Source organism: Geobacillus thermoleovorans (assembly GCF_001610955.1).
GTDB lineage: Bacteria > Bacillota > Bacilli > Bacillales > Anoxybacillaceae > Geobacillus > Geobacillus thermoleovorans.
In genome coordinates, this window is sequence record NZ_CP014335.1 from 3,234,701 (window position 1) to 3,257,099 (window position 22,399).

A 22,399-nucleotide genomic window follows, 5' to 3' on the forward strand; every position below is an offset into this window, starting at 1 on the left:
TGGTAACATAGGAAAAACAGGCTATCAATGGGTGAGGTTTGTCGAACATTGTCGAAATGGAAGGCAAATTCCACTGATTAGGGGGCAAGCTGGAACGCCCGCCAATGCGGCTGTCAGTTGTCTTCTTTTCGAAAACGGTCTATAATCGAAATGGTATGCACGAAAATTTCTGAATGGAAAAGGAAGAGTGCCCATGAGAGCAGAACGTCGAAAAAAGAAGAAAACATGGCTCCGCTGGGTGACGGGATTGCTCGTCGTGTTATTCGCTGGAGCAGGAATATTCGCCTATTCCATTTATCATCATGTGAAACAGACGGCGAACCAAATGCACGAGAACGTCAACTGGAAGTCGGAGAAGCGGAAAGAAAACGTTTCGTTTGAACGGAAGACGCCGATTTCCATTTTGTTGATCGGCGTTGATGAACGCAAAGGGGATCGCGGGCGCGCGGATACGCTGATTGTGATGACGGTGAATCCGAACAAGCAGTCGATTGACATGGTGAGCGTGCCGCGCGATACGAGAACGGAGATTATCGGAAAAGGGACGAAAGATAAAATCAACCACTCGTACGCCTTTGGCGGAGTGGAGATGACGATGGCGACGGTGGAACACTTTTTAGATATTCCCATTGACTACTACATTAAGGTCAACATGGAAAGCTTCCGCGACATCGTCGATGCGGTCGGCGGAGTGACGGTGAACAACCCGTTCGCTTTTACGTATGAAGGAACGCACTTCCCGAAAGGCGAGATTACGTTAAACGGGGACGAAGCGCTGAAATACTCCCGCATGCGGAAAGAGGACCCGCGCGGCGATTTCGGGCGCCAGGACCGGCAAAAGCAGATCATTCAAGCGATTATTGAGAAAGGCGCCAGCTTCTCGTCGCTCACGAATTACAGCGATGTGCTCGCAGCGATCGGGAAAAACGTGAAAACGAACTTGACGTTTGAGGAAATGAAAGAGATTCAAGCGAATTACAAAGACGCCCGCAAGCAAATTAAGCAGCTGCATATTACGGGACAAGGGACGAAAATCAATGGCATTTATTACTTGATCGTGCCGGAGAGCGAACGGCTGGCGATTTCGAATGAGTTGAAAGAGCATCTGGAGCTGAAAGCGACGGCGGCGAAGTAAATGCGACGCGCACCTTAAGAGGTGCGCGTTTTCATTGGGCGATGAAGCGCTTGGCGAGCGCATCGGCCCAAAGCGCGGCTCCTTCCTCGGTCGGCAAGTCGGTTTGCGGGTCGACGTAGCGGTTCAGCTCTTCGCTTTGATCGTCAGGCCAGGCGTGCCAATGGTTGAGGTAAGGATAGCCGTTCTCTTTCGCGAACGCTTCAAGCTGCTCGACTTGGCGCGGGTAGTAGGTCGCGTTGTAAATCGGGTTCGGCGGCTGCAAGATCACGACCGCATTCGGGGCCGCCGATTTGAGCTCGTCGATGATCGATTTGATATGGGCAAGAGTGTCGTCGATCGTCACGACGCCGTTGTCGTTTAACAAAAACGGTTCAAGCAGGACAAGATCCGGCTTGTCCTTGACCCAGTCGGCGGCGATGCGCTGTCGGTCGGCGTCGGCGGTGGTCAAGCCGTCGTATTCGTGGACGGTGATGTGAAACACGCCTTTCCCATAGGCGTCATCGAGCGCTTGTTTCAGCCGCTCAGGCCAGCCGCCGTTTTCTGGCGTTGATTCGGAGCCAGCGATAACAAGGTGGACCGGACGGTGTTCCTCCACCGCCCGCTTGATGGCAGCTTGCGCGGCCGCTGGCAGCTGCTTGGCGCGGGCGAGGATCACTTCCGTTTGGCTCGTCTCCGTTTCCTGCTTGGCGGATGTTTCGACTTTCGCCCGCGCCGCTTGCACCGTGGCTTCGATTTTTCGCTCCCAGTACAAGTGACCGGTGATCAGAAAGGCAAGGCAAGCGGCGGTGAGCAAAAGGATGAAGACGAAGTTTCTCAACGGTTCTCTCCCCTTTTCTCTATCAGAACGGCTTCCCGCGGTCGGGAAGCCGTTTGTGGTTACTTGTATTGATAGTAGTAATAGTACCCGCCGTCACGGTGCTTCCGCTTGTTCAAGACAACGCCGAGCAGTTTGGCGTTGGCCGCTTCGAGCAGTTCTTTTGCCTTGATGGCCGCTTCGATTTCGGTGCCGCCGCTTTCGATGACCAGCACCGTGCCGTCGCATTGGTTGGCTAAAATTTGTGCGTCCGTCACGGCGAGGACGGGCGGGGTATCGAAGATGACAAGATCAAACGTCTCATACAACTGTTCGAGGCATTGCGCCATCGCGTTCGAGCTGAGCAGCTCGGCCGGGTTCGGCGGGATCGGGCCCGACGTTAAGATTGATAAGTGGTCGATTTCGGTCGCTTGGCACGTCGACAACAGCGGCGCCGAACCCGTTAAGACGTTGGTCAGTCCTTTGTAGTTGTTTAAGCGGAACGTGTAATGGACGGTCGGTTTGCGCAAGTCGGCATCAATGAGCAATGTCTTTTTCCCTTGTTGAGCGAAGACGACAGCCAAGTTCGCCACGGTGGTCGATTTCCCTTCGCCAGGTCCGGTTGACGTGACAATTAGGGAACGGAGCGGCGCATCAATGAATGAAAATTGGATATTCGTTCGGATCGTTCGGTATTGCTCCGCGATGGGGGATTTTGGGTTGTCGACCGTGATCAGTCTCCGCTCCGCTTTGCGGATCGATGTTGCTGGTTTACGAGCCAATGGTTTCACCTCTTGTTTGTGGAATGGCGGATTCGCGTCTCGCTTTTTGGCCGCCTTCCGCCGTGATTAAACTGACCGCGCCGAGCACCGGCAGGCCGAGATGTTTTTCGACGTCTTCTTCCGTTTTGATCGTGTTGTCCAAATACTCAAGCAGGAAGGCAAGTCCGACGCCAGTCATGAGGCCGACGACGAAGGCGATGGCCATATTGAGAAGCGGCTTCGGCTTGACCGGGGCTTGATGCTCTTTCACTTCCGCTTTCGAGAGAATGGTGACGTTGTCGATGTTCATGATTTTGACGATTTCGTTTTTGAACACTTCCGCCGTTTTGTTGGCGATCTTGGCCGCCATAGCTGGATCTGGGTCTTGGACGGTGACAGAGAACACTTGTGAGTCTTTTTCGCTTGAGACTTGAATTTGTTCGTTCAGTTCGTCAAGCGTCCGGTCAAGGTGGAGCTCGTCTTTCACTTTTTCCAAAATCGTCGGGCTTTTAATGATGACGCTGTACGTGTTAATGAGCTGCACGTTCGTTTGGATTTCGTTGAAGTTGTAGAGCTGCTGCTCGGATTTCGCCTGGTTGACCAAGATTTGCGTCGACGATTGGTAAATCGGCGTCAGTAGAAAATAACTGACCACGCCGCTCACGACGGTGGCGAGCGCGGTGATCAGGACGATGAGCCAAAGCCGTTTGCGCAATGTATCGAACAGCTCGCGCAGGCTGATTGTTTCTTCCATTGTGTCCCCCCCTATGATTCTCCTGTCCGCATTTTTCGACAATCGATGGACATCCCCATTATAGCGGATATCAACAGACATATCTAGCCGAAATCGGTACTAATTTTGGCCAAATGAAAAGGCCGCCCGACAGGCAGCCTTTGTTTGCGCTATTCGTCTTTATTGTCTTTGTCATTCGCATCCCGCGGATCTTCAATCGGGTCTTCGCGGTCCGGAACCGTATCGCGCTCATCGTCGCCCGGTCCGTTGTTCGTGTCGTCTCCCGGCGGGAGTTGATTGTTTTGGTTGTCGTTCAAATCGGTATCGCGGTTGTCCGGGATGCCGTCATTGTCTTTGTCGTTGTCGACGTTATCGTTTTGGTTGATGTCATCAGCCGGGTTTACGTCTTGGTCGTTGACATCGTTTTGGTTGTTTGGCGGCGGAGGATTGTTGTTGTCGCGGTTCATATTGCATCCAGCCGCTAAAAAGAGGGCGACAAGGGCGCTGAACAGCCGGATCAGCAACGCTTTTTTCTTCATCCTATCTGCTCCTTTCTATTGGTTGTGGTGACCTTATGTAAGGCCGGTCCTTGTTTATCTTTCCCAGAAAGAAACTTTTCATTCGCACGCTATATAGCGCAGCCGACAAAAAAACGCGCTCCCCGAAGGAACGCGTTTTGTTCAGTCAGCTCGTTTGTCGCCAAGAGCGAACATCAACTCCGTTTCGCAGACAAGCTCGCCGTCGACGGTGGCGATGCCTTTGCCTTTGCCGATGGCGCCGCGGGCGCGGAGGATTTCGACTTCCAAGCGGAGCTGGTCGCCCGGTTTGACTTGCTTTTTAAAACGGCAGTTGTCGATGCCGGCGAAGAAGGCGAGGCGGCCGCGGTTTTCCTCGCTTTGCAGGAGGACGACGGCGCCGACTTGGGCGAGCGCCTCGACGATCAACACGCCGGGCATGACCGGGTATTCCGGGAAATGGCCGGCGAAAAATGATTCGTTGGCGCTGACGTTTTTGATGCCGACGGCGCGCTTGCCTTCTTCGATTTCCAGAATGCGGTCGACAAGCAAAAACGGATAGCGGTGCGGGATGATGGACTGGATTTGCTGGATGTCAAGCATGGACAAACTCCTTTCTCTCGTTTGGCGGCTTCATCAGCCGCGATCCGTTCCTTTCTCGACGATATCGATGATGTGCTTCCACGTGGACGGGCGGAATACATCGAGCGGCTTCCCATCGCCGATGGCGCTGTAGCCGACGACCGCGCCGGCGGCGAGGCTTGCGGCCATCAAGACGATCACGATGATCAGCCGAAGCCAGATCGGGATGAGCCGGGTGCGGACGAACCGGCGCGGCGCGGCCGCCTCCCCTTCCGGCGGAAGGGCTTTGGCTTCCGGTTCGGCGGGAGTCGGCGGGCTCTTTCTTACTCGGCCTTTCCGCCTCGCCATCCGGGAAGACGGCGAGCGCATAGGTTCTTGATGCCTCTCGTCACTCATCGCGATCCTCCTTATGAGGAGCGCATGCCGTTAATCAGCCCGAGCATTTGTTCGGAGATGGAAACGGCGCGGGCGTTGAGCTGATACGCTCGGCTTGTCGCCATCAGGCCGACCATTTCCTCGCCAAGGTCGACGTTCGCTTGTTCGAGCGCGCCTTGCTTGACGCTGATTTGGCCGCGCAAGCTGCCGTTCAGTTCTTCGGCCGCGCCTGGGACGTTGGGAAGCGCATAGACATTGCCGCCGCGGGCTTCCAGAAGCTGCGGACGGCGGATCATGGTGACGCCCAAATTGACGCGGGCGACAACGCGGCCGTCGGTATTGGTTGCCGTCAACGTCCCAGTCGGGGACATCTGTACGTCATGCGCATCGGCGGGAAGCACAATCGGCGCGTTCCTTTCATCAAGCACAAACAGGCCGTCGCTTGTCGTCAAAGCAAGCTGGCCGTTCATGGGCGCAAGCGAAAAGTTGCCGGCGCGGGTGTAGCCGATCGTTTCCGCACCGTTTTGATCGGCCAGACGGACGCGGAACCATTGGTTTTCGTCCGTCAAGGCAAAATCCAGGCGGCGGCCGGTTTCCACCAGCGCACCTTGCTTGGTGATGAGCATCGTCGAAGCGAGACGCGCCCCGTTGCCGTAGCGCACGCCCTCTGGCGTTTGCCGGGGCGCTTCGTCGTTCGGCAGGCGGTCGATTTGTTGGGTCAAGAGCTCGGCAAAGCTCGCTTCGCGCCGTTTAAAGCCGACGGTGTTGCTGTTGGCGATGTTATGGCTGATCGTATCGAGCCGCTGCTGCAAGGCATTCATCGTGTTGGCGGCGGTGAGCATCGAACGGAGCACGGGCTTGTCCCCCTTTCATCATTTCAGGCGGCCGACTTCGTTGACGGCCTTGTCCAAGCTGCGGTCGTACGCTTGGACGATTTTTTGGTTTGCTTCAAATGCGCGGTAGGCAGCGAGCAAATCGGTCATCGTCCGCTCAATGTCGACGTTCGACCGCTCGAGAAAACGCTGTTTCACCGTATACGTCACATTGCCGGGCGCCTGCGGCAACGGCCCTGTCGTGCTGCGGAATAAGCCGTTTCCTTCCTTGACCAACGTTTGCGGATTGGCGGCGAATGCAACGCCGAGACGGGTGGCCGTCCCATTCTCATCGATGATCGTTCCATCGTCGCGGACGGCAAACCGCTCGCTTGAGAGCGGAATGCGCTCGCCATTGGCATCAAGCACATACCAGCCCTCTTGCGTCGTCAAGTAGCCGTCCGGGCTCAAGGTGAAATGACCGTTTCTTGTGTAGCGGACCTCCCCTTGACCGTTGGCGACGGCAAAAAACAGCGCGCCTCGCTGGCCGCTCGCCCGGTCGACGGGGACTTGTCCGTCCACAAGGGCGATATCGGTCGCCAAGCCGGTTTCTTTCACATCCCCTTGGCGGAAGTTCGGGATGAGTTCTTGCATATAGACGCCCGTAACGAGCGGCCCAATGACGGTTTGCGTCGGGATGGCGCGCCTTGAGGCGGTCGGGATCGGTTGATCCTCGAGGCGGCTCATCAACAGTTCCGGAAACGCTCTCATCGCGGCCGCATCGGCTTTGTATCCCGGCGTTTCGGCGTTCGCCAAATTGTTCGTCAACCAATCCACGCGCCGCTCTTGCGCCAACATGCCGCTCGCGGCGGTGTACAACCCTCTCAACATGACCAGCACCTCGCTTGTCCGATCGATCAGAAAAAGCCGCGGCCGCTCTTTGGGCAGCGGCGGATGGGGTGTTCCCTATGGTCAAGCGGACGGCGCGTTGCCCTGCCGCTCCGCTCCTTTCCATTCCATCTTTCATTATAAGCGGGCAAGGGCAGCCGCGGCATCCCCCGCCATTCCTTTTTTGCCCGCCTCGCTTGTCCCGGCGGCGGTTGTATCCATTTTGATCAAGCCATGAGAAAAACGTCCTTCCAAAGCGGTCTGCGCCTGAATGACGCAAAAGGTTGACTCTATAAGGTTGATCCAGATGAACCATCTCTTGGCCAAAGGGCATGACGGCTTTTTAAATCAATTGCGATTTTGGCGCCCGATCGATGTTTTCCAGCATAATCCCGGTGCCAAGAGCGACGCAGTCCATCGGATTCTCCGCGACGAACACCGGAAGCTTCAGCTCTTCTGACAGCAATAAATCGATGCCATGAAGCAATGCACCGCCACCCGTTAAAATGACGCCGCGGTCGATAATATCCGCCGACAATTCCGGCGGGGTGCGCTCGAGCACGCTTTTGGCGGCTTGTACAATCAACGACACCGGCTCGCGAAGCGCCCGTTCGATCTCCTCCGATCGAACGGTGATCGTGCGCGGCAGTCCGGTGACGAGATCGCGGCCGCGGACGTCGATTTCTTCGGACCGTGCGCCTGGGAATACCGTTGCGACCTTAATCTTGATTTCCTCGGCCGTTCGCTCCCCAATGAGCAGCTTATATTCGCGCTTGATGTAGTTTAAAATCTCCATATCAAACTTGTCCCCGGCCATTTTAATGGAAGAGGCGGTGACGATGTCTCCCATCGAGAGAACCGCGACGTCAGTCGTGCCACCGCCAATATCAACGACCATGTTTCCGCACGGCTGAAAAATGTCCATTCCGGCGCCAATGGCTGCGACTTTCGGCTCTTCCTCCAAGTACACTTTTTTGCCGCCGCTTTTTTCCGCTGCCTCTTTGATCGCTTTCCGTTCCACGGATGTTGTGTTCGTCGGGCAACAAATCAAAATGCGCGGTTTGGCGAAAAAGCCTTTTAGGTCGAGCTTGCTTAAGAAATGCTTCAGCATGGCTTCGGTAATGTCAAAATCCGCGATGACGCCGTCTTTGAGCGGCCGAATGGCAACAATATTCCCAGGAGTACGTCCGACCATTCGTCGTGCTTCTTCGCCCACTGCCAGCACTTTGTTCGTGTGTTTATCGATCGCCACGACGGACGGCTCATTGAGCACGATGCCTTTGCCTTTGACGAAAATGAGGACGTTCGCCGTGCCTAGGTCGATGCCGATGTCTCGTGAAAACATATGACTTGCTCCTCCTTGCCTCTGCCCTAAAATCATTCCTAATTGTTTATTCTACCATATTTGCCTCCCGGAATGATACTGCAAACGGCAGATGGCAAGGAAAAAGTCAGTTGTTTTTCACTGCTTGCTTTTTATACTTTTTCTTCGTTGCTTCCCCGCCGCGCAAATGGCGGATCGATTTATGGTAATCGAGAATTTGTTTGACTTCTTGGGCCAGTTCCGGGTTGATTTCCGGCAGCCGCTCGGTCAAGTCTTTATGCACGGTGCTTTTGGATACGCCAAATTCTTTCGCAATGACGCGAACGGTTTTCCTTGTCTCCACGATATACTTGCCAATCTTGATCGTACGCTCTTTGATGTAATCGTGCACACCACTCGCCCTCCCTAGGTTGGATGTGAGAAGTGAGAAGTGTGAAATGAGACTCGTCTTGCCAATGATGGGCGCCGCTTTCGTTGGATGTCTTAGAAGCGTCTTCATCGCGTCGCTTGCCGGTTGTGAACGATCCCCACCTCAACCACTCTCATTGCTGTTCAATTTGTAACATTTTATTAGACAAATCGGGCATATATACCAGAAATATCAAGGCGGACAACGGTTTTTTCACAATTTTTTTGCGGTTTGTAACGAGAGCGAAATGGGAAACGACTATATTATAAAGAGGTAAAAAGGAGGCACCGACATGGGCAAAGGAAAAGTGATCGGCATCGCCGCGGCGTTAGCAGGGGTAGCGGCAGCGAGCGCACTGCTCGTGCATGTCAATGCCGACGAACGGCCGCAAGCGAAAGACGATTTGCTTGCCCCAGCGCCATCAGGCAAACCGGCGCCCGCGGGCGGAAAAGGCATCATCGCCGGGACGCTTGAGCCATCGCTGACATATGAAAAACAAAACGGGGCATACGTGTTTACCTTCACGGTGAAAAACCAAACCGAACGCGTGCAAACGGTGACGTTTACGAGCTCGAAAAAGTATGACTACGTTTTATACCGCGATGGACAAAAGATGAAGCAGTTCAGCGAAGGGAAGATGTTTGCGCAAATTTATGAGGAACGGCCGTTAAAACAGGGGGAAGAGCTGTCGTTTCAGGAAACGTTCCGCGACCTAGAACCGGGGACGTATACGCTTGAGTGGTGGCTCGCTGATCCAAACTGGCCGAACGCGCGGGCGAAGGCGACATTTACGGTCGAGTGAAGGCGCTGCCGGTTTGCCTTCGCGGCTGTTGCCGCGCTCGCCATCCGGCGTCTAAATTAGGAAAACGCTCCTGTCCCGAGCGCTTTTTGCGGCCTTTTCCAACAGGAATTTCTGCATCGATGTTCTTTTTTGCCCGCGCTGCCACAAAAAGAGGGATGCTCACCCATGGATGAAGCATCCCGTTGCAGCGCCGAAAAGATTTTCCCTGCATTACGACAAAAAGAAAGCCCCATACACAAGCGCCAAGACGATGACGTACGCTGGGTGGATGCGCCATTTGCCCAGCAGCAAAAAAGCGCTCGCGGCGGTGAGAAACGCCGTTTGGCCGAGCCCGGCCCCTTCGTACGATTCGCGGAAAAGGTCGATCGCCATAATCCCGAGCATCACGGCGATCGCTGGGCGGATGTAGGCGGTGAGCCGCTTCACTTGCGGCGCGTCTTTCCATTTGTACAAGAGCCCAAGCAGCGCCAACAGCAAAACGAGCGACGGAGCGACGCTGGCAAACACTCCGATGGCAGCGCCAAGGACGCCGGCTTGTTCGTATCCGATATAACCTGCCATTTTCGTCGCAATGGGGCCGGGAAGAGAGTTGCCAAGCGCCAGCACCTCGCTGAATTCGTTGACCGTCATCCAGCCGTAGCGGTCAACGACCTCGTGCTCGATGAGTGGGATGGAAGCCGGGCCGCCGCCGTAGCCGAGAATGCCGGGCCAAAAAAAGGCGAGAAACAGCTGCCAGTAGATCATGACGACGCCCTCCTTTCTCCGCCTTTGTCTCTATCCACCGCCTTCGGCTTGCTTCGGCCGACAAACGCGGCCGCAAGCAACACTGCGACCACAAGCGCCGGATGAAGGCCGAGCCACTGCAAGGCCAAAAAGCAGGCAAGAAGGAGCAGGGCGGCCGGCCGCCAGCCGAGGGCGGCGCGCGCCTGTTTGGCGAACTGCCACGTCATCTCGGCAAGCATGACGGCCACGACCGGCACGACCGCTTTGGTCATCCCAGCGACCCATGGTGTGTCTTTAAACGAGGATAAGGCGGCCAACAGCACGATCATCAACACGACCGTCGGGGCCGTCGTCGCCAACACGGCGTTCACTAAACCGAGCGCGCCGCCGACACGGTAGCCGATATAGCCGGCAAGCTTCGTGGCGATCGGGCCGGGCAAAGCATTGGCGATGGCCAGAATTTCAGCGAATTCTTCATCCGCCATCCAGCGGTATTTCGCCACCACTTCAGCGCGCACAAGCGGGATCGAAGACGGGCCGCCCCCATATCCAAGCATGCCGACGCGGAAAAAAGCGAGAAACAAATGCCACTGGTTCATCGAAGTCATCCCTTTATCGTGAGTCTCACCAAGCGGCCACCGCACCGTCCGTGCGCGGCTCCGTCCCGGCGGCGAGCACGCCGGTGTCAGGATCGCGCCAAATGATTTGCCCGCGGCCGAACAGTCCGCTGTCCAACGCCAAGCGGATGTCATGCCCTTTGCGGGCGAGCGCTTCAGCGATATGGCGCGGGAAGTGCGGCTCCACCAATACCGTTTTCCCTTCCATCCACTGCCAACGTGGCGCATCGAGCGCCGCTTGCGGGTTTAAGTCAAAATCGATCGTGTTCATGATCACTTGCAGATGCCCTTGCGGCTGCATAAATCCACCCATGACGCCGAACGGGCCGACCGGCGCGCCGCCTTTGGTCAAAAAGCCGGGGATGATCGTATGGTACGGCTTTTTCCTTGGCGCCAGCCCGTTCGGATGGCCTTCATCAAAGGCGAAGTTATGGCCGCGATTGTGCAGGGCGATGCCCGTTCCTGGGACGACGAGGCCCGAGCCGAAGCCCATGTAGTTGCTTTGAATATAGGACACCATATTCCCTTCGCCGTCCGCGGCGGCCAAATAGACCGTTCCGCCTTTTGGCGGCGTTCCCGGCTCCGGCGTCAGCGCCTCCTCGCCGATTTGCGCCCGGCGCATCGCGGCAAACGATTCCGACAACAGCTCGTCTGGGCTGCAGTTCATATAGCGGCAGTCGGCGATGTACGCTTTCCCATCGGCAAAGGCAAGCTTCATCGCCTCGATTTGCCGGTGGTGCGTCTCGACATCCGGCACGCTCGGCACGTCAAACCCGTTCATGATGTTGATGGCCATCAACGCGACAATCCCTTGGCCGTTCGGCGGAATTTCCCACACCTCATAGCCGCGGTAGGAGACGGAGATCGGCTCGACCCATTCCGGTTCATACTCGGCGAGGTCGTCCGCCGCCAAAAAGCCGCCGTATTGCTTCGAGAAGGCGGCGATTTTTTCCGCCAGCTCGCCGCGGTAAAAGCTTTCCGCTTCCGTTTCGGCAATGGAGCGGAGCGTCGCCGCATGGTCCGGCGAGGCCCACACTTCGCCGATCTTCGGCGCGCGGCCGCCCGGCGCAAACGTCGCAAACCAGGCGGCAAACTCCGGCCCGCGAAGCGCTTCTTTGTATGTACGAAACGCCGCAGCCCAATACTTTCCGAGCACTGGCGAAACCGGATAGCCGTTTTCCGCATAGGCGATCGCCGGTGCGAGCGTTTCCACAAGCGGCAGGCGGCCGAAGCGCTTTGACAGCGCCGCCCACGCCGCCGGCGCCCCCGGAACGGTCACCGGAGCAAAGCCGTATTTCGGCATCTCTGTATAGCCGCGCTCTTTCAGCGCTTCAATCGAGATCGCTTTCGGCGCATAGCCGCTCGCATTCAGCCCGTACAGTTTCCCATTCGTCCAGACGAGAGCGAACGCATCGCCGCCGATGCCGTTCGATGTCGGTTCGACGACCGTCAGACAGGCGGCGGCGGCAATGGCGGCATCGATGGCGTTGCCGCCTTTTTTCAACACCTCAAGCCCCGCCTGCGCCGCGAGCGGCTGCGATGTCGCCACAACGCCGTTTTTGGCGAACACCGTCATCCGCTGCGATGGGTATGGGTGGTATAGGTAGTCCATGGCAGTTCCTCCTTACTTCACTTCATGGCAAGCGACAAAATGACCTGGAGCCGCTTCTTTCCACTCCGGCCGCTCTTGTTTGCATCGTTCGGTCGCCACCGGGCAGCGCGTATGGAACGGACATCCTTTTGGCGGGTTGGCCGGGTTCGGCAAATCCCCTTCAAGACGAATGCGCTCCCGCTTCGCGCCTGGCTTCGGCCGAGGAATGGCGGACAGCAATGCTTTTGTATATGGATGGAGCGGATTGGCATACAACTCCCGAGATGGAGCTAGCTCCACCGTATGGCCTAAATACATGACAAGCACCCGGTCGCAAAAATGACGAACGACCCCTAAATCGTGGGAAATGAACAAATACGTCAGTTCATGTTTTTCTTGGATGTCTTTTAACAGTTTAATGATTTGCGCTTGAACCGATACGTCCAACGCAGAGACCGCCTCATCGCAAATAACGAGCGACGGGTTTAAGGCGATCGCTCGGGCGATGCCGATCCGCTGTCGCTGCCCGCCGCTGAATTCATGCGGGTATCGGTCGTAATGTTCCGGACGAAGCCCGACTTCTTGAAGCAAATGCAATACCCGCTCTTCGCGTTCGGCCTTTGTCATGTTCGTATGGATGATAAACGCTTCCTCCAAGGCATGTCCGATGCGTTGGCGAGGGTTGAGAGACGCATACGGATCTTGAAACACCATCTGCATCTCTTTTTTCCACTTTTTGCGTTGCCGTTCCGGCAAACGGCTGATCTCTTCCCCCCGAAAGAAGATGGCGCCCCCCGTCGCCTCTTCAAGGCCAAGAATCGTCCGGCCAAGGGTCGATTTTCCACACCCTGACTCGCCGACGATGCCAATGCTTTCCCCGGCAAATACATCAAGGGAAACGTTCTCCACTGCTTTGACGTAGCCTTGGATGCGTCGCAACAGTCCTCCCCTGATCGGGTAATACTTTTTCACGCTTTCCAACTTAAGAAGTGGCTGCTTTGACTCGCTCATCGTTGTGGACCCCCTCTTCTAACCAGCAGCGGACGGAATGGCTGGCGCGGATCGTTCTCTCCGGCGGCGGTGCCGTGCGGCATCGGTCAGTCGCAAACGGGCAGCGCGGGTGGAAGCGGCAACCGTCAATTTGTTCATTTAAACTGGGTAACGTCCCCGGAATCGGTTCGAGCGAATACTCCTCATCATCCACGCTTGGCACGGATTTCAACAACCCTTTTGTGTACGGATGGCGCGGGTTGGCGAAAATACTTTCGACATCGCCTTCTTCCACTTTCTCACCAGCATACATGACCATCACTCGATCCGCCATTTCCGCGACCACGCCCATGTCATGAGTGATCAAAATGACGGCCATATTCAATTTTTGTTTCAACTCATTGATCAAATCCAAAATTTGTGCCTGAATGGTCACATCCAAAGCAGTTGTCGGTTCATCCGCAATGAGCAAGCTCGGATGACAGGCAAGCGCCATGGCGATCATGACACGTTGCCTCATCCCGCCGCTTAGCTCATGCGGGTATTGTTTCATCCGCTTTTCCGGAAACGGAATGCCAACTTGCTTGAGCAGCTCAATGCCTCGCTCGTGCGCTTCCTGTTTCGACAACTTTTGATGGAGCATGAGCGGTTCGCGAAGTTGATAACCGATCGTGAAAACCGGGTTAAGCGCCGTCATCGGCTCTTGAAAAATCATCGACATTTCGTTTCCGCGAATGCGGCGCAACTCTTCTTTCGGCAATTTCACCAAGTCGCGTCCTGCAAACTCAATCGATCCGCTCTCAATCTTCCCGTTGTTAGGAAGCAACCCCATAATCGACAGCGAGGTGATGCTTTTCCCGCACCCTGATTCGCCGACAATGCAGAGTGTTTCTCCTTTGCGGACGGAAAAAGAAACCCCCCGCACGGCGGAGACTTTTCCCTCCGCCGTGCTGAAGGTCGTGACAAGGTTCTCGACACGCAACAATGTTTCAGCCATGCTATCCCCTACTCTCTATGAACGTGATAGAGCGACCATTGTCCTGTCGGATCGATCTCCAATCCTTTCACCGATTGATCAACAGCCGCCGTCACGACGCCATGGTTCATTACAACAACGGCAGCATCTTTCAACAAGAATTCATTCGCTTCTTTCAACTTTTGTTTCCGCACTTCTGGATCGATCGTCGTACGTGATTCTTCGACAAGTTTGTCGAATGTCGGGTTGTTGTAGAACGTCCGGTTCGATACTCCAGCGTTTTTCGAATGGAAGTTTGGATAAAACAGCTCGCTGCCATCCGCCGTGCTGTTGGTCCAACCAAGGAATGTGATATCGTATTTTCCTTGCTTTGTTGCATCAAGGAAGGTGCCCCACTCCATCGATTCAATTTCGGCGTTGATACCGACTTCTTTCAGCTGTGCTTGAACGATCTCCGCCATTTTCATGTAATTTGCCGTATTGGCGACCAAAATTTTCACTTTCGTTCCTTTATAGCCATGCTCTTCAACGAGCTGTTTCGCTTTTTCAGGATCATAGGTGTAAGCGACGTTTTCTGACGATTCATCATAACCGAACACTTTCGGACCGATGACGCTGTTTGATTTCACCCCAAGCCCTTTCAGCTGCTGGATATACTCATCTTTGTTGATCGCATAGGAAACCGCTTGACGGAAGGCAAGCTCGTTCATCGGTTTCTTTTTCATATTAAAGCCTAAATAGTAGACTGGTGTGCCTTCCTTTTTGATCAGCTGAACATTTTTCATCGATTCGACGCGGGACAACTGTTCAGCCGGGATATTGTCGATAAATTGCACATCGCCCGTTTGCAGCATCGAAATCGCCGTCGTCACTTCCGGAACAACTTTGAACGTCACTTTTTCCAACTTCGGCGTCCCTTGCCAATAGTCATCGTTTTTCTCTAATGTCACATGGTCGCCCGGCACCCATTCAACAAATTTAAACGGGCCAGTGCCGACCGGCTGTTTCATTAAATCTTGTTTTTGATCAGCCGTTGGACTGACAATGGAAGCGTTCGTATGCGACAAGGCCGCCAACATCGGACCATACGGGTATTTCGTTTTGATCACTACCGTGTAATCATCTTTCACTTCCACCGATTCGACCGGTTCAAGAAGCGATGCCCTTGGCGCCGCTGTCTTCGGGTCTCTTAGTTTATCAAACGTATACTTGACCGCTTCCGCGTTAAAGTCGGTGCCATCATGGAATTTAATTCCTTTTTTCAATTTGATGACCCACGTCTTATCATCCGGAGTTTCATACGATTCCGCCAAATGCGGCTTGATTTCCATCGTCTCCGGATCACGGACGAACAACGTTTCATACACTTGCTCGATAACGGCAGACGAGACGGAATCGTTCGTTAAAATCGGCGAAAGGCCAACGACGTCAGATGTCGTCGCATACGTCAATTCCTGGGCGACGTTTCCTTTCCCTTGCGAACTGGACGAGGCGTTGTTAGAAGCGGATTTGCCTCCGCATCCGGCCAACGCCGCGGAAACGGCAAGAACAAAAGCAAGCACAACATACGACCAATACGTTTTCTTTTTCACTGGCTTTCCCTCCACACTATATATAAGTTTTTTATTGATTGATATCCATGTTTGGATCCAGCGCATCGCGCAATCCGTCGCCAACGACGTTAAAGGCGAAAACGACGAGCATAATAGCGATGCCTGGAACGACCGTCATGTGCGGCGACGTCCACATAAACGCCTGGCCAGCGGCAATCATGGCCCCCCACTCCGGCGTCGGCGGCTGAGCGCCAAGCCCCAAATAGCTGAGCGAGGCAGCAGATAAAATGGCAGTTGCCATGCGCATCGTCGCAAACACAATGATCGGCGCCAAACAGTTTGGCAAAATATGCTTGATGATAATGCGGGCGTTGCTCGCCCCGAGCGCTTTCATCGCCAAAATATATTCGCGATTTTTTACTGACAAGACGCTGCCGCGGACGATGCGGGCGCATGTCGGGATCGACCAAATACTGATAGCGATCGCCACATTAATCAAGCCGGTGCCTAAAATGGCGATGATAAGCATGGCAAGCAAAATTCCCGGAAACGCAAACAGCAAGTCGACAATCCGCATGATCAGTCCGTCGAGTTTTCTGTAATACCCTGCTAACAGGCCGAGCACCACCCCGCCGATCAGCCCTAAGCTGACGGAAACGATGCCGACAACGAGGGAAATGCGAGCGCCATACACGATGCGACTCCAGATATCCCGCCCGTAGTTATCGGTTCCGAGCCAATGTCCATCGGAAAAAACCGGCAGCTCAGCCGCTGACAAATTTTGCTTTATCGGATCATGGGTGGCGAGCCACGGGGCGAAGATGGCCATGAGTACTTGAATAGCGATGATGACAAGCCCCACAACTGCCAACTTGTTTTTCAGCAACCGCTTGATCGTGGTGATGTACATTTTTTCTTTCTTGCGTCCAAGGCCGGCTGTGGCATGGCCTGTATTCACCGCTGCACCGGTTTCCATCGATTTTCCCCCTTTCTATCGTTCTTTTAATCGTAACTAATACGCGGGTCGATAAACGTATAAATAATGTCAACAATCAGGTTGACTAAGACAAACAACGTAGCAACAAGCAAGACGGAGCCTTGCACCATCGGGAAGTCCCGGGCGGCAATGGCTTGCACCATCAGGCGGCCGACGCCGTTAATGGCAAAAACCTGTTCGGTGATGATCGTGCCGCCGAGCAAAAAACCAAAGTTTAAGCCAATAACAGTAATGACTGGAATCATGGCGTTGCGCAAGGCATGCACCCAAATGACCGTCCGCTCTCTTAAGCCTTTGGCCCGTGCTGTCCGAATAAAGTCGGCTCGGATGACCTCGAGCATCGACGAACGGCTCATTCTCGCAATCATCGCCGCTGACCCGGTCCCGAGCGTAATGGCCGGCAGCACCAGCTGCTTCAACCCTTCTGCCGTATAAAACGGCTGATCCAGCCCGCCGACTGGAAGCAACTGCAAGTTGACCGCGAAAATTAAAATGAGTACGGTGCCAAGCCAAAAGTTCGGGATCGAAATGCCTGCCAAAGCAAAGACGGTGCTGGAGACGTCAAACCATGAATTTTGCCGGATGGCAGAAATAATGCCGGCAACGACACCAATGATTACCGCCACAATAATGCTGGCAATGGCTAGCTTAAGCGTGTTCGGAAACCGCGTCATGATCGCTTCCCACACCGGCTGCTTCGTTTGGTACGAATAGCCGAGATCGCCATGAAACAGCCCGTTCATGTAGCGGCCATACTGGACAAGGAACGGGTCGTTAAGCCCTAAATCTTCGCGGATGGCGTCGATGTCTGACTGTGATGCGGTCGGGCCAGCAATGATCGTTGCTGGGTCCCCCGGAGCGATATACATGCTCGTAAAGACAAGGAACGAGATACCGACCAATAGGAGGATAAGCTGAAAAAATCTTCTGACAATCATCCCCGCCATCATATTCACTCCTTTCTGTTGTTTATATAAAAGAGAATTTTATATGCATTTGTTAATTAAAATTAAATTGATATTTAACAAAGTTAATTTTTATTTTGTTTTTTATGATTATATAGGAATTCGAATCATTTTTCTACATAATTCTCAAAAAAATTGAATTTTTTATTATGAATAAAAAACGCCCCTTTACGGGACGCTTTTTACCGGGCTTCACGGCCCTACCAGAGGCGGCGGCTACAACTTCAACCCCGTCCGACTCTTAAAGCGGCGAAGCAAAATATGGCTTTCAACTCTCGTAATGCCTTCCAACGCGTACAACTCGTTATTGATGAATTTTTCAAGGGCGGCAAAATCTTCAACGAGGACATGCATATGGAGTGTGCTCGGGCCTGTCATTTGGTAGCAGCTCGCTACATTCGGGTTTTCGGCCAGCTTTTGCGCTACTTCGACCAAATACGCTGGTTCACAGTCGACCTCGAAAAACGCTGAAACTTGCTTGCCGAATTTCTCTGAATTGATGACAACGGTGAACTTTTCAATCACACCGTGCTTGACGAGCTGATTGACCCGCTCGCGGACGGCGACGCGCGAAAGGTTCAGCTTTTTGCCGATGTCGACGTACGACATGCGGCCATCTTCAATCAACAGTTCAAGAATTTTGCGGTCGATGTCATCTAGTTTCATCGCCTTGTCACCCGCCTAGCATCCATTTTTCTATCATTATAACGGCTCTAGCATGAGGTTAAAAGCTTTTTCAATCCCCGTCCGCAGCCCCTGCGGTGCAAAAGTCTCGTGGAACGACGATGAAAAAAGACCCGCCCGCTTGTCTTGGCAAACGGACAGGCCTTTTCGTCGCGTTTTTCGTTTCCTCTTGCTCGACGCCTTGTCGATTACGCTCTTGCCATGCCGATCGAGGCGTCTGGCGTTTTGTAGGATGAAGCATCGTTGTTTTCGTCTTGATGGTTGTCGCTTGGCGTCGTCGAATGGTCGTCAGCCGATGGTTGTTCATTCGCTGGGTTTTCGTCTGTCGGCGCTGTTTCGTCACTTGGAATCAATTCTTTTTCTTTGCTCGTGGCGGCGCGATCGGTTCCCGTTTTGTCTTCCGCTTTGTCAGTCAAAGCCGTCAACGGTTTGTCGACATAGTCGATCGGGTTGACCGCCCGGCCGTCTTTGCGAATTTCAAAGTGGACGTGGATGCCGGCTTCTTTGTTGAATTCGCTTTGCCCTGCCTTGCCGATCACTTCACCTTGTTTCACCGTGTCGCCGGCTTCGACTTTCACATCAGCGAGCGATTGATAGACGGTCGTGACCCCTTGTTCATGATTGATTTCGACAACATAGCCCAAAATCGGGTCTTTTTCCGCTTTCGTCACCGTGCCGCTTAAGGAAGCGGTGACATCAAACGTTTTGCCGTCTTGGCGCACAAGATCGATGCCTTGGTTCGGGTGGTACGTATGATCATAAAAGACGAGGGCTGCTTCCTGTTCTGCTTCCGATGCTTTGTCATCGTAGAATGGCGTTTTCACTTGCACCGCATTTGGATCAAGCACCGGCATCGCAATCGTTTCGACCGTTTCATTGACCGGAACAGCCGGATTTTCTTGCTGGGCGGTGCCGTTTTTCGCCACGTTGTCTCTGCCCGTATTCTCCTCTTTGCCCAATTGGAACCAAAGCGCACCAGCGACGATTAATGCGGCAGACGATAAATAGATCGCCGGAAATACCCAACGTTTGCGGAACAGACGCTTCAGCGACGATTGTTTTTGTTCCTCTCTCATGTTCATCACCTCAGCAACCATTTTGAACAGAAAGAGGAAAAGATATACACATAGAAAATAATTTTTTCACTTATTTTTTGACATTCGACTAGATTTTATGCAAAAAAATGAGGGGCGCATGGCGAGGGGCGTCTCCCTGCCGTTTGCCCCGAACATTTGACAGAAAACCGGGGCGGCAGAACCCCGGTTCATCCGTTTTTCGCGGTCAATTTGTTTAAAAACGCCGTCGCCGACGAAATATGAACGCCGCGGTAATAATATTTGACGATGTCAGCGTACGTTTTCCCTTCTTTGGCCATAAAGTTGGCTCCGTATTGACTCATGCCGACGCCATGGCCGTAGCCTTTCGTCGTAATGATGATGTCATCTCCGTTGCGCACCCAGGTGAAATCACTCGACGGCAACCCGAGCCGTTCGCGCACATCGCGGCCCGTAAACGTCTTGCCGCCAATCTTCACTTCGCCGACGCGGCGGCCGGGAGTGCGCGATACAATGACGCCGACGGAGCCGTCAGCGGGCAGTTGGACCCCCAGTCTTCGCTCGAATTCCGCCACCGACATCGTTTTTCTCTGGTAAAACTTCGGGGATTGTTTGTCCCATGGGCTGGCGACGCTTTTTAAATACGGAAAATCGCTTTGCCAATAGGCTTCCGAATTTTCCGTATAGCCGTTGCTTGTCGAAAAAAACAGCGCCTCGATCGGCTCATTGTTGTATGTCAAAATTTGCCCTTGCGTGTCCATCACCGCTTTTGTCACTTTTTTCATTTTCCAATCGTAGTCGCTGCCCCATAGTTTTCGCAGTTCGTCATCGCTGTAATAGACTTGATGAGCCACCGTGTCGGTCACATTCGCTCCTTTTGGCAGGCGAAACGGCTGGTTGGCGAGCAATTGCTTCACGATGTACGTTCTTGCCGTCAACGCTTGCGCCTTTAATGCCTCGAGTTCAAATTCGGCCGGCATTTCCGCCGCAACGACGCCGATGACGTATTGCTCGAGGGGAATATGTTCGACGCGTTGTTCTTTGCTTCGATAGACCGCCACGTCGATGGACGGCCCTTCGGCTGCCTGCGACCGTTGGACTTGTTCTTGCTTGTGCAGTTGTTCGGCCAATTTGGCCACCTTCCCGTCATAAAATGGAAGAACGAGCGCCGTCGGAATGACGAGGATGGCGACAAACAGCGAGAGAGCGAGCGCCATCACCGGTTTCAGTCGTTTCACCATAGCCGAGCCCCCAATATGCATTTTCCAAGCACAAGCGGACATCGCGAATGAATGCCTGCGTTGGCTTCGGTTCGTTACTATAGTTATGGGCTCGGACAAGTATATATGACAGTTTTCTTTCCAGCCAAAACCTTCATGAGCGCGTTTCGCACTCCGCCTAAAAGGCTGGTGAAAAACAACGGATTCGCTCAGTTTGTGAGAAATCGCAAGGAATGACGCTATGGTGTTGCAAGGTTTTTCCATTTGAGAAACACTGTTGGAGAACAGCATTTCCCCTTAAATCGCCAGCCTGCTAAACATGAAGCCGTTGAAAAAAGTCGGTGACTGAATAGGGGCGATGGAACAAGGGGGTTCTCGAAAGCACATGTTTCACCACCGTCGCGACTTGCTTCGCGCGATGCGATCAAGCTTATGGAGAAATTTCATACAGACGGTCTTTCTCTGAGCTTCAAAACAGACCGTTAGGAACGAACGGTTGTTTTTTACCGTCCTTCGACGGTCGCCCGTGTTCCAAGAAAAAACGACCATTCCCTGCTCGAAGGCAGTTCACGGTCGTTTTTCGCTCTTTATCCGTTCCATTGGATCGTTTGAATTTGGTCGAATTGTTCTGTTTCTTCGCGGACGCGTTCAATGTCGGCCCCAAGCGCAGCCAACTTTTCGTGGAAGCGGACATACCCGCGGTCGAGATGACGAAGCTCGGTCACGCGCGTGTAGCCGTCCGCCGCGAGTCCAGCCAAAATCAACGCCGCCGCTGCGCGCAAATCGGTGGCCGCCACTTCGGCGCCTTGCAGCTGGCACGGGCCATTGATAATGACGGAACGCCCTTCAATTTTAATATCGGCGTTCATGCGCCGGAATTCCTCCACATGCATAAAGCGATTTTCAAACACCGTCTCGGTGATCATGCTCGTGCCTTCCGCTTTCAACAAGAGAGCCATCATTTGCGACTGCATGTCGGTCGGAAAGCCCGGATATGGCATCGTTTTAATGTCGACGGCTTTCAGCTTTTCCGGACCGATGACACGCAAGCCGCTTTCCTCTTCAATGACGGTCACGCCCATTTCTTCGAGTTTAGCGATCAGCGAGCCTAAATGTTCCGGAACGGCTCCTTGCACGAGGACATTGCCGCCGGTGATTGCCGCCGCCACCATAAACGTGCCGGCTTCGATGCGGTCCGGAATGACCGTATGCGTTGTGCCGACGAGCTCGTCAACTCCCTCGATTCGAATCGTTCCGGTGCCGGCGCCGCGCACTTTGGCGCCCATCGCGTTCAAAAAGTTCGCCAAATCGACGATTTCCGGCTCTTTCGCACAGTTTTCGATCACAGTCGTGCCTTCCGCGAGCACGGCGGCCATCATAATGTTTTCCGTCGCCCCGACGCTTGGAAAGTCCAAATAAATTTTGGCGCCGCGGAGCCGTCCGTTCACTTCCGCATCGATAAAGCCATTGCCGACTTTCACAGACGCGCCCATCGCTTCAAATCCTTTTAAATGTTGATCGATCGGGCGCGAGCCAATGGCACAGCCGCCCGGCAGCGCCACGCGGGCTCGGCCGTTGCGCGCCAACAGCGGCCCCATGACAAGCACCGACGCGCGCATTTTTCGCACATATTCAAACGGCGCTTCCACCGTCAACGGACCGGTGGCATCGACGGTGACCGTCTCGTCGGCAATGTGCACATCGGCGCCTAAATAGCGGAGCACTTCACTGATTGTATATACATCGGAAAGAGCAGGCACATCATGAATCGTACTTGTTCCTTTCGTAGCCAATAAAGTGGCAGCGATGACAGGCAAAACGGCATTTTTTGCGCCTTCCACTTTGACGGTGCCGCTCAACCGGTTTCCGCCACGGACGATGATCTTTTCCAAGGTATTC

The 22,399-nt window shown here is 54.0% G+C and carries 24 protein-coding genes; 2 read left to right on the plus strand and 22 right to left on the minus strand.

What is annotated here, in order from left to right; translation table 11 throughout:
- Window positions 1-193: 193 nt before the first annotated feature.
- Window positions 194-1,135 carry a polyisoprenyl-teichoic acid--peptidoglycan teichoic acid transferase TagU gene (gene tagU / locus GT3570_RS16285; protein ID WP_014196932.1) on the plus strand — a complete coding sequence of 314 codons (942 nt, stop codon included), beginning with the start codon at window positions 194-196 and terminating at the stop codon, window positions 1,133-1,135.
- 31 nt (window positions 1,136-1,166) lie between these two features.
- Here tagU and GT3570_RS16290 read toward each other — a convergent pair whose 3' ends face one another.
- From GT3570_RS16290 to spoIIID, 10 genes are all read right to left on the minus strand, one after another.
- Window positions 1,167-1,952, minus strand: coding sequence for an SGNH/GDSL hydrolase family protein (locus GT3570_RS16290; protein ID WP_023633274.1), 786 nt, complete (start codon window positions 1,950-1,952; stop codon window positions 1,167-1,169).
- A gap of 59 nt (window positions 1,953-2,011) precedes the next feature.
- The gene (locus tag GT3570_RS16295) at window positions 2,012-2,710 is read right to left on the minus strand and encodes a CpsD/CapB family tyrosine-protein kinase (RefSeq protein ID WP_031212049.1); all 699 of its coding nucleotides are present in this window, start codon (window positions 2,708-2,710) and stop codon (window positions 2,012-2,014) included.
- Window positions 2,700-3,443, minus strand: a complete 744-nt coding sequence (locus tag GT3570_RS16300; RefSeq protein ID WP_011232794.1) for a YveK family protein — start codon at window positions 3,441-3,443, stop codon at window positions 2,700-2,702. The genes GT3570_RS16295 and GT3570_RS16300 overlap by 11 nt, the downstream gene beginning before the upstream one ends.
- Before the next feature lie 149 nt (window positions 3,444-3,592).
- Window positions 3,593-3,961 carry a hypothetical protein gene (locus tag GT3570_RS16305; protein ID WP_011232795.1) on the minus strand — a complete coding sequence of 123 codons (369 nt, stop codon included), beginning with the start codon at window positions 3,959-3,961 and terminating at the stop codon, window positions 3,593-3,595.
- A 141-nt stretch (window positions 3,962-4,102) separates the two neighbouring features.
- Window positions 4,103-4,540: a 3-hydroxyacyl-ACP dehydratase FabZ gene (fabZ, locus tag GT3570_RS16310; protein WP_011232796.1), complete on the minus strand. Its 438-nt coding sequence runs from the start codon at window positions 4,538-4,540 to the stop codon at window positions 4,103-4,105.
- A gap of 33 nt (window positions 4,541-4,573) precedes the next feature.
- A complete protein-coding gene (locus GT3570_RS16315) occupies window positions 4,574-4,915 on the minus strand; it encodes a DNA-directed RNA polymerase subunit beta (protein ID WP_011232797.1) in 342 nt (113 codons plus the stop codon).
- Window positions 4,916-4,926: 11 nt separating this feature from the next.
- A complete protein-coding gene (locus tag GT3570_RS16320; RefSeq protein ID WP_011232798.1) occupies window positions 4,927-5,748 on the minus strand; it encodes a flagellar hook-basal body protein in 822 nt (273 codons plus the stop codon).
- Window positions 5,749-5,766: 18 nt separating this feature from the next.
- A complete protein-coding gene (locus GT3570_RS16325; protein WP_011232799.1) occupies window positions 5,767-6,597 on the minus strand; it encodes a flagellar hook-basal body protein in 831 nt (276 codons plus the stop codon).
- Between the two features lie 340 nt (window positions 6,598-6,937).
- On the minus strand, window positions 6,938-7,939 hold the full coding sequence (gene mreB / locus GT3570_RS16330) for a rod shape-determining protein (RefSeq protein WP_011232800.1): 1,002 nt from the start codon (window positions 7,937-7,939) through the stop codon (window positions 6,938-6,940).
- A gap of 106 nt (window positions 7,940-8,045) precedes the next feature.
- Window positions 8,046-8,309, minus strand: a complete 264-nt coding sequence (spoIIID, locus tag GT3570_RS16335) for a sporulation transcriptional regulator SpoIIID (RefSeq protein WP_008880665.1) — start codon at window positions 8,307-8,309, stop codon at window positions 8,046-8,048.
- A 310-nt stretch (window positions 8,310-8,619) separates the two neighbouring features.
- On the opposite strand from spoIIID, the gene GT3570_RS16340 reads away from it, so the two are divergent.
- The gene (locus GT3570_RS16340; RefSeq protein ID WP_011232802.1) at window positions 8,620-9,129 is read left to right on the plus strand and encodes a BsuPI-related putative proteinase inhibitor; all 510 of its coding nucleotides are present in this window, start codon (window positions 8,620-8,622) and stop codon (window positions 9,127-9,129) included.
- Between the two features lie 210 nt (window positions 9,130-9,339).
- Here the strand turns inward: GT3570_RS16340 and GT3570_RS16350 are convergent, their stop codons facing one another.
- The 12 genes from GT3570_RS16350 to murA form a co-directional block, all read right to left on the minus strand.
- Window positions 9,340-9,873 (minus strand): chromate transporter, encoded by a 534-nt coding sequence (locus tag GT3570_RS16350; RefSeq protein WP_011232803.1) that lies wholly within the window; start codon window positions 9,871-9,873, stop codon window positions 9,340-9,342.
- Window positions 9,870-10,451 (minus strand): chromate transporter, encoded by a 582-nt coding sequence (locus GT3570_RS16355; protein WP_011232804.1) that lies wholly within the window; start codon window positions 10,449-10,451, stop codon window positions 9,870-9,872. The genes GT3570_RS16350 and GT3570_RS16355 overlap by 4 nt, the downstream gene beginning before the upstream one ends.
- Window positions 10,452-10,476: 25 nt before the next feature.
- Window positions 10,477-12,081 (minus strand): gamma-glutamyltransferase family protein, encoded by a 1,605-nt coding sequence (locus GT3570_RS16360; protein WP_062899046.1) that lies wholly within the window; start codon window positions 12,079-12,081, stop codon window positions 10,477-10,479.
- A 12-nt stretch (window positions 12,082-12,093) separates the two neighbouring features.
- Window positions 12,094-13,071: an ABC transporter ATP-binding protein gene (locus tag GT3570_RS16365; protein ID WP_062899047.1), complete on the minus strand. Its 978-nt coding sequence runs from the start codon at window positions 13,069-13,071 to the stop codon at window positions 12,094-12,096.
- Window positions 13,043-14,047 (minus strand): ABC transporter ATP-binding protein, encoded by a 1,005-nt coding sequence (locus tag GT3570_RS16370; protein ID WP_062899048.1) that lies wholly within the window; start codon window positions 14,045-14,047, stop codon window positions 13,043-13,045. Before GT3570_RS16370 ends, GT3570_RS16365 begins: the two co-directional genes overlap by 29 nt.
- 8 nt (window positions 14,048-14,055) lie before the next feature.
- The gene (locus GT3570_RS16375; protein WP_062899049.1) at window positions 14,056-15,618 is read right to left on the minus strand and encodes a glutathione ABC transporter substrate-binding protein; all 1,563 of its coding nucleotides are present in this window, start codon (window positions 15,616-15,618) and stop codon (window positions 14,056-14,058) included.
- Between the two features lie 31 nt (window positions 15,619-15,649).
- Window positions 15,650-16,555, minus strand: a complete 906-nt coding sequence (locus GT3570_RS16380; RefSeq protein WP_021321925.1) for an ABC transporter permease — start codon at window positions 16,553-16,555, stop codon at window positions 15,650-15,652.
- 26 nt (window positions 16,556-16,581) lie between these two features.
- Window positions 16,582-17,523, minus strand: coding sequence for a nickel ABC transporter permease (nikB, locus tag GT3570_RS16385; protein ID WP_062899050.1), 942 nt, complete (start codon window positions 17,521-17,523; stop codon window positions 16,582-16,584).
- A gap of 234 nt (window positions 17,524-17,757) precedes the next feature.
- Entirely contained in the window at window positions 17,758-18,207 is a 450-nt protein-coding gene (locus tag GT3570_RS16390; protein ID WP_015376050.1) for an Lrp/AsnC family transcriptional regulator, read from the minus strand.
- Window positions 18,208-18,413: 206 nt separating this feature from the next.
- Complete coding sequence (locus GT3570_RS16395; protein ID WP_013524797.1) at window positions 18,414-19,301, minus strand: stage II sporulation protein SpoIIQ; 888 nt, start codon at window positions 19,299-19,301, stop codon at window positions 18,414-18,416.
- Between the two features lie 188 nt (window positions 19,302-19,489).
- Entirely contained in the window at window positions 19,490-20,521 is a 1,032-nt protein-coding gene (spoIID, locus tag GT3570_RS16400) for a stage II sporulation protein D (protein WP_062899051.1), read from the minus strand.
- A gap of 566 nt (window positions 20,522-21,087) precedes the next feature.
- On the minus strand, window positions 21,088-22,392 hold the full coding sequence (gene murA, locus GT3570_RS16405) for a UDP-N-acetylglucosamine 1-carboxyvinyltransferase (RefSeq protein WP_014196941.1): 1,305 nt from the start codon (window positions 22,390-22,392) through the stop codon (window positions 21,088-21,090).
- Between the last annotated feature and the right edge of the window lie 7 nt (window positions 22,393-22,399).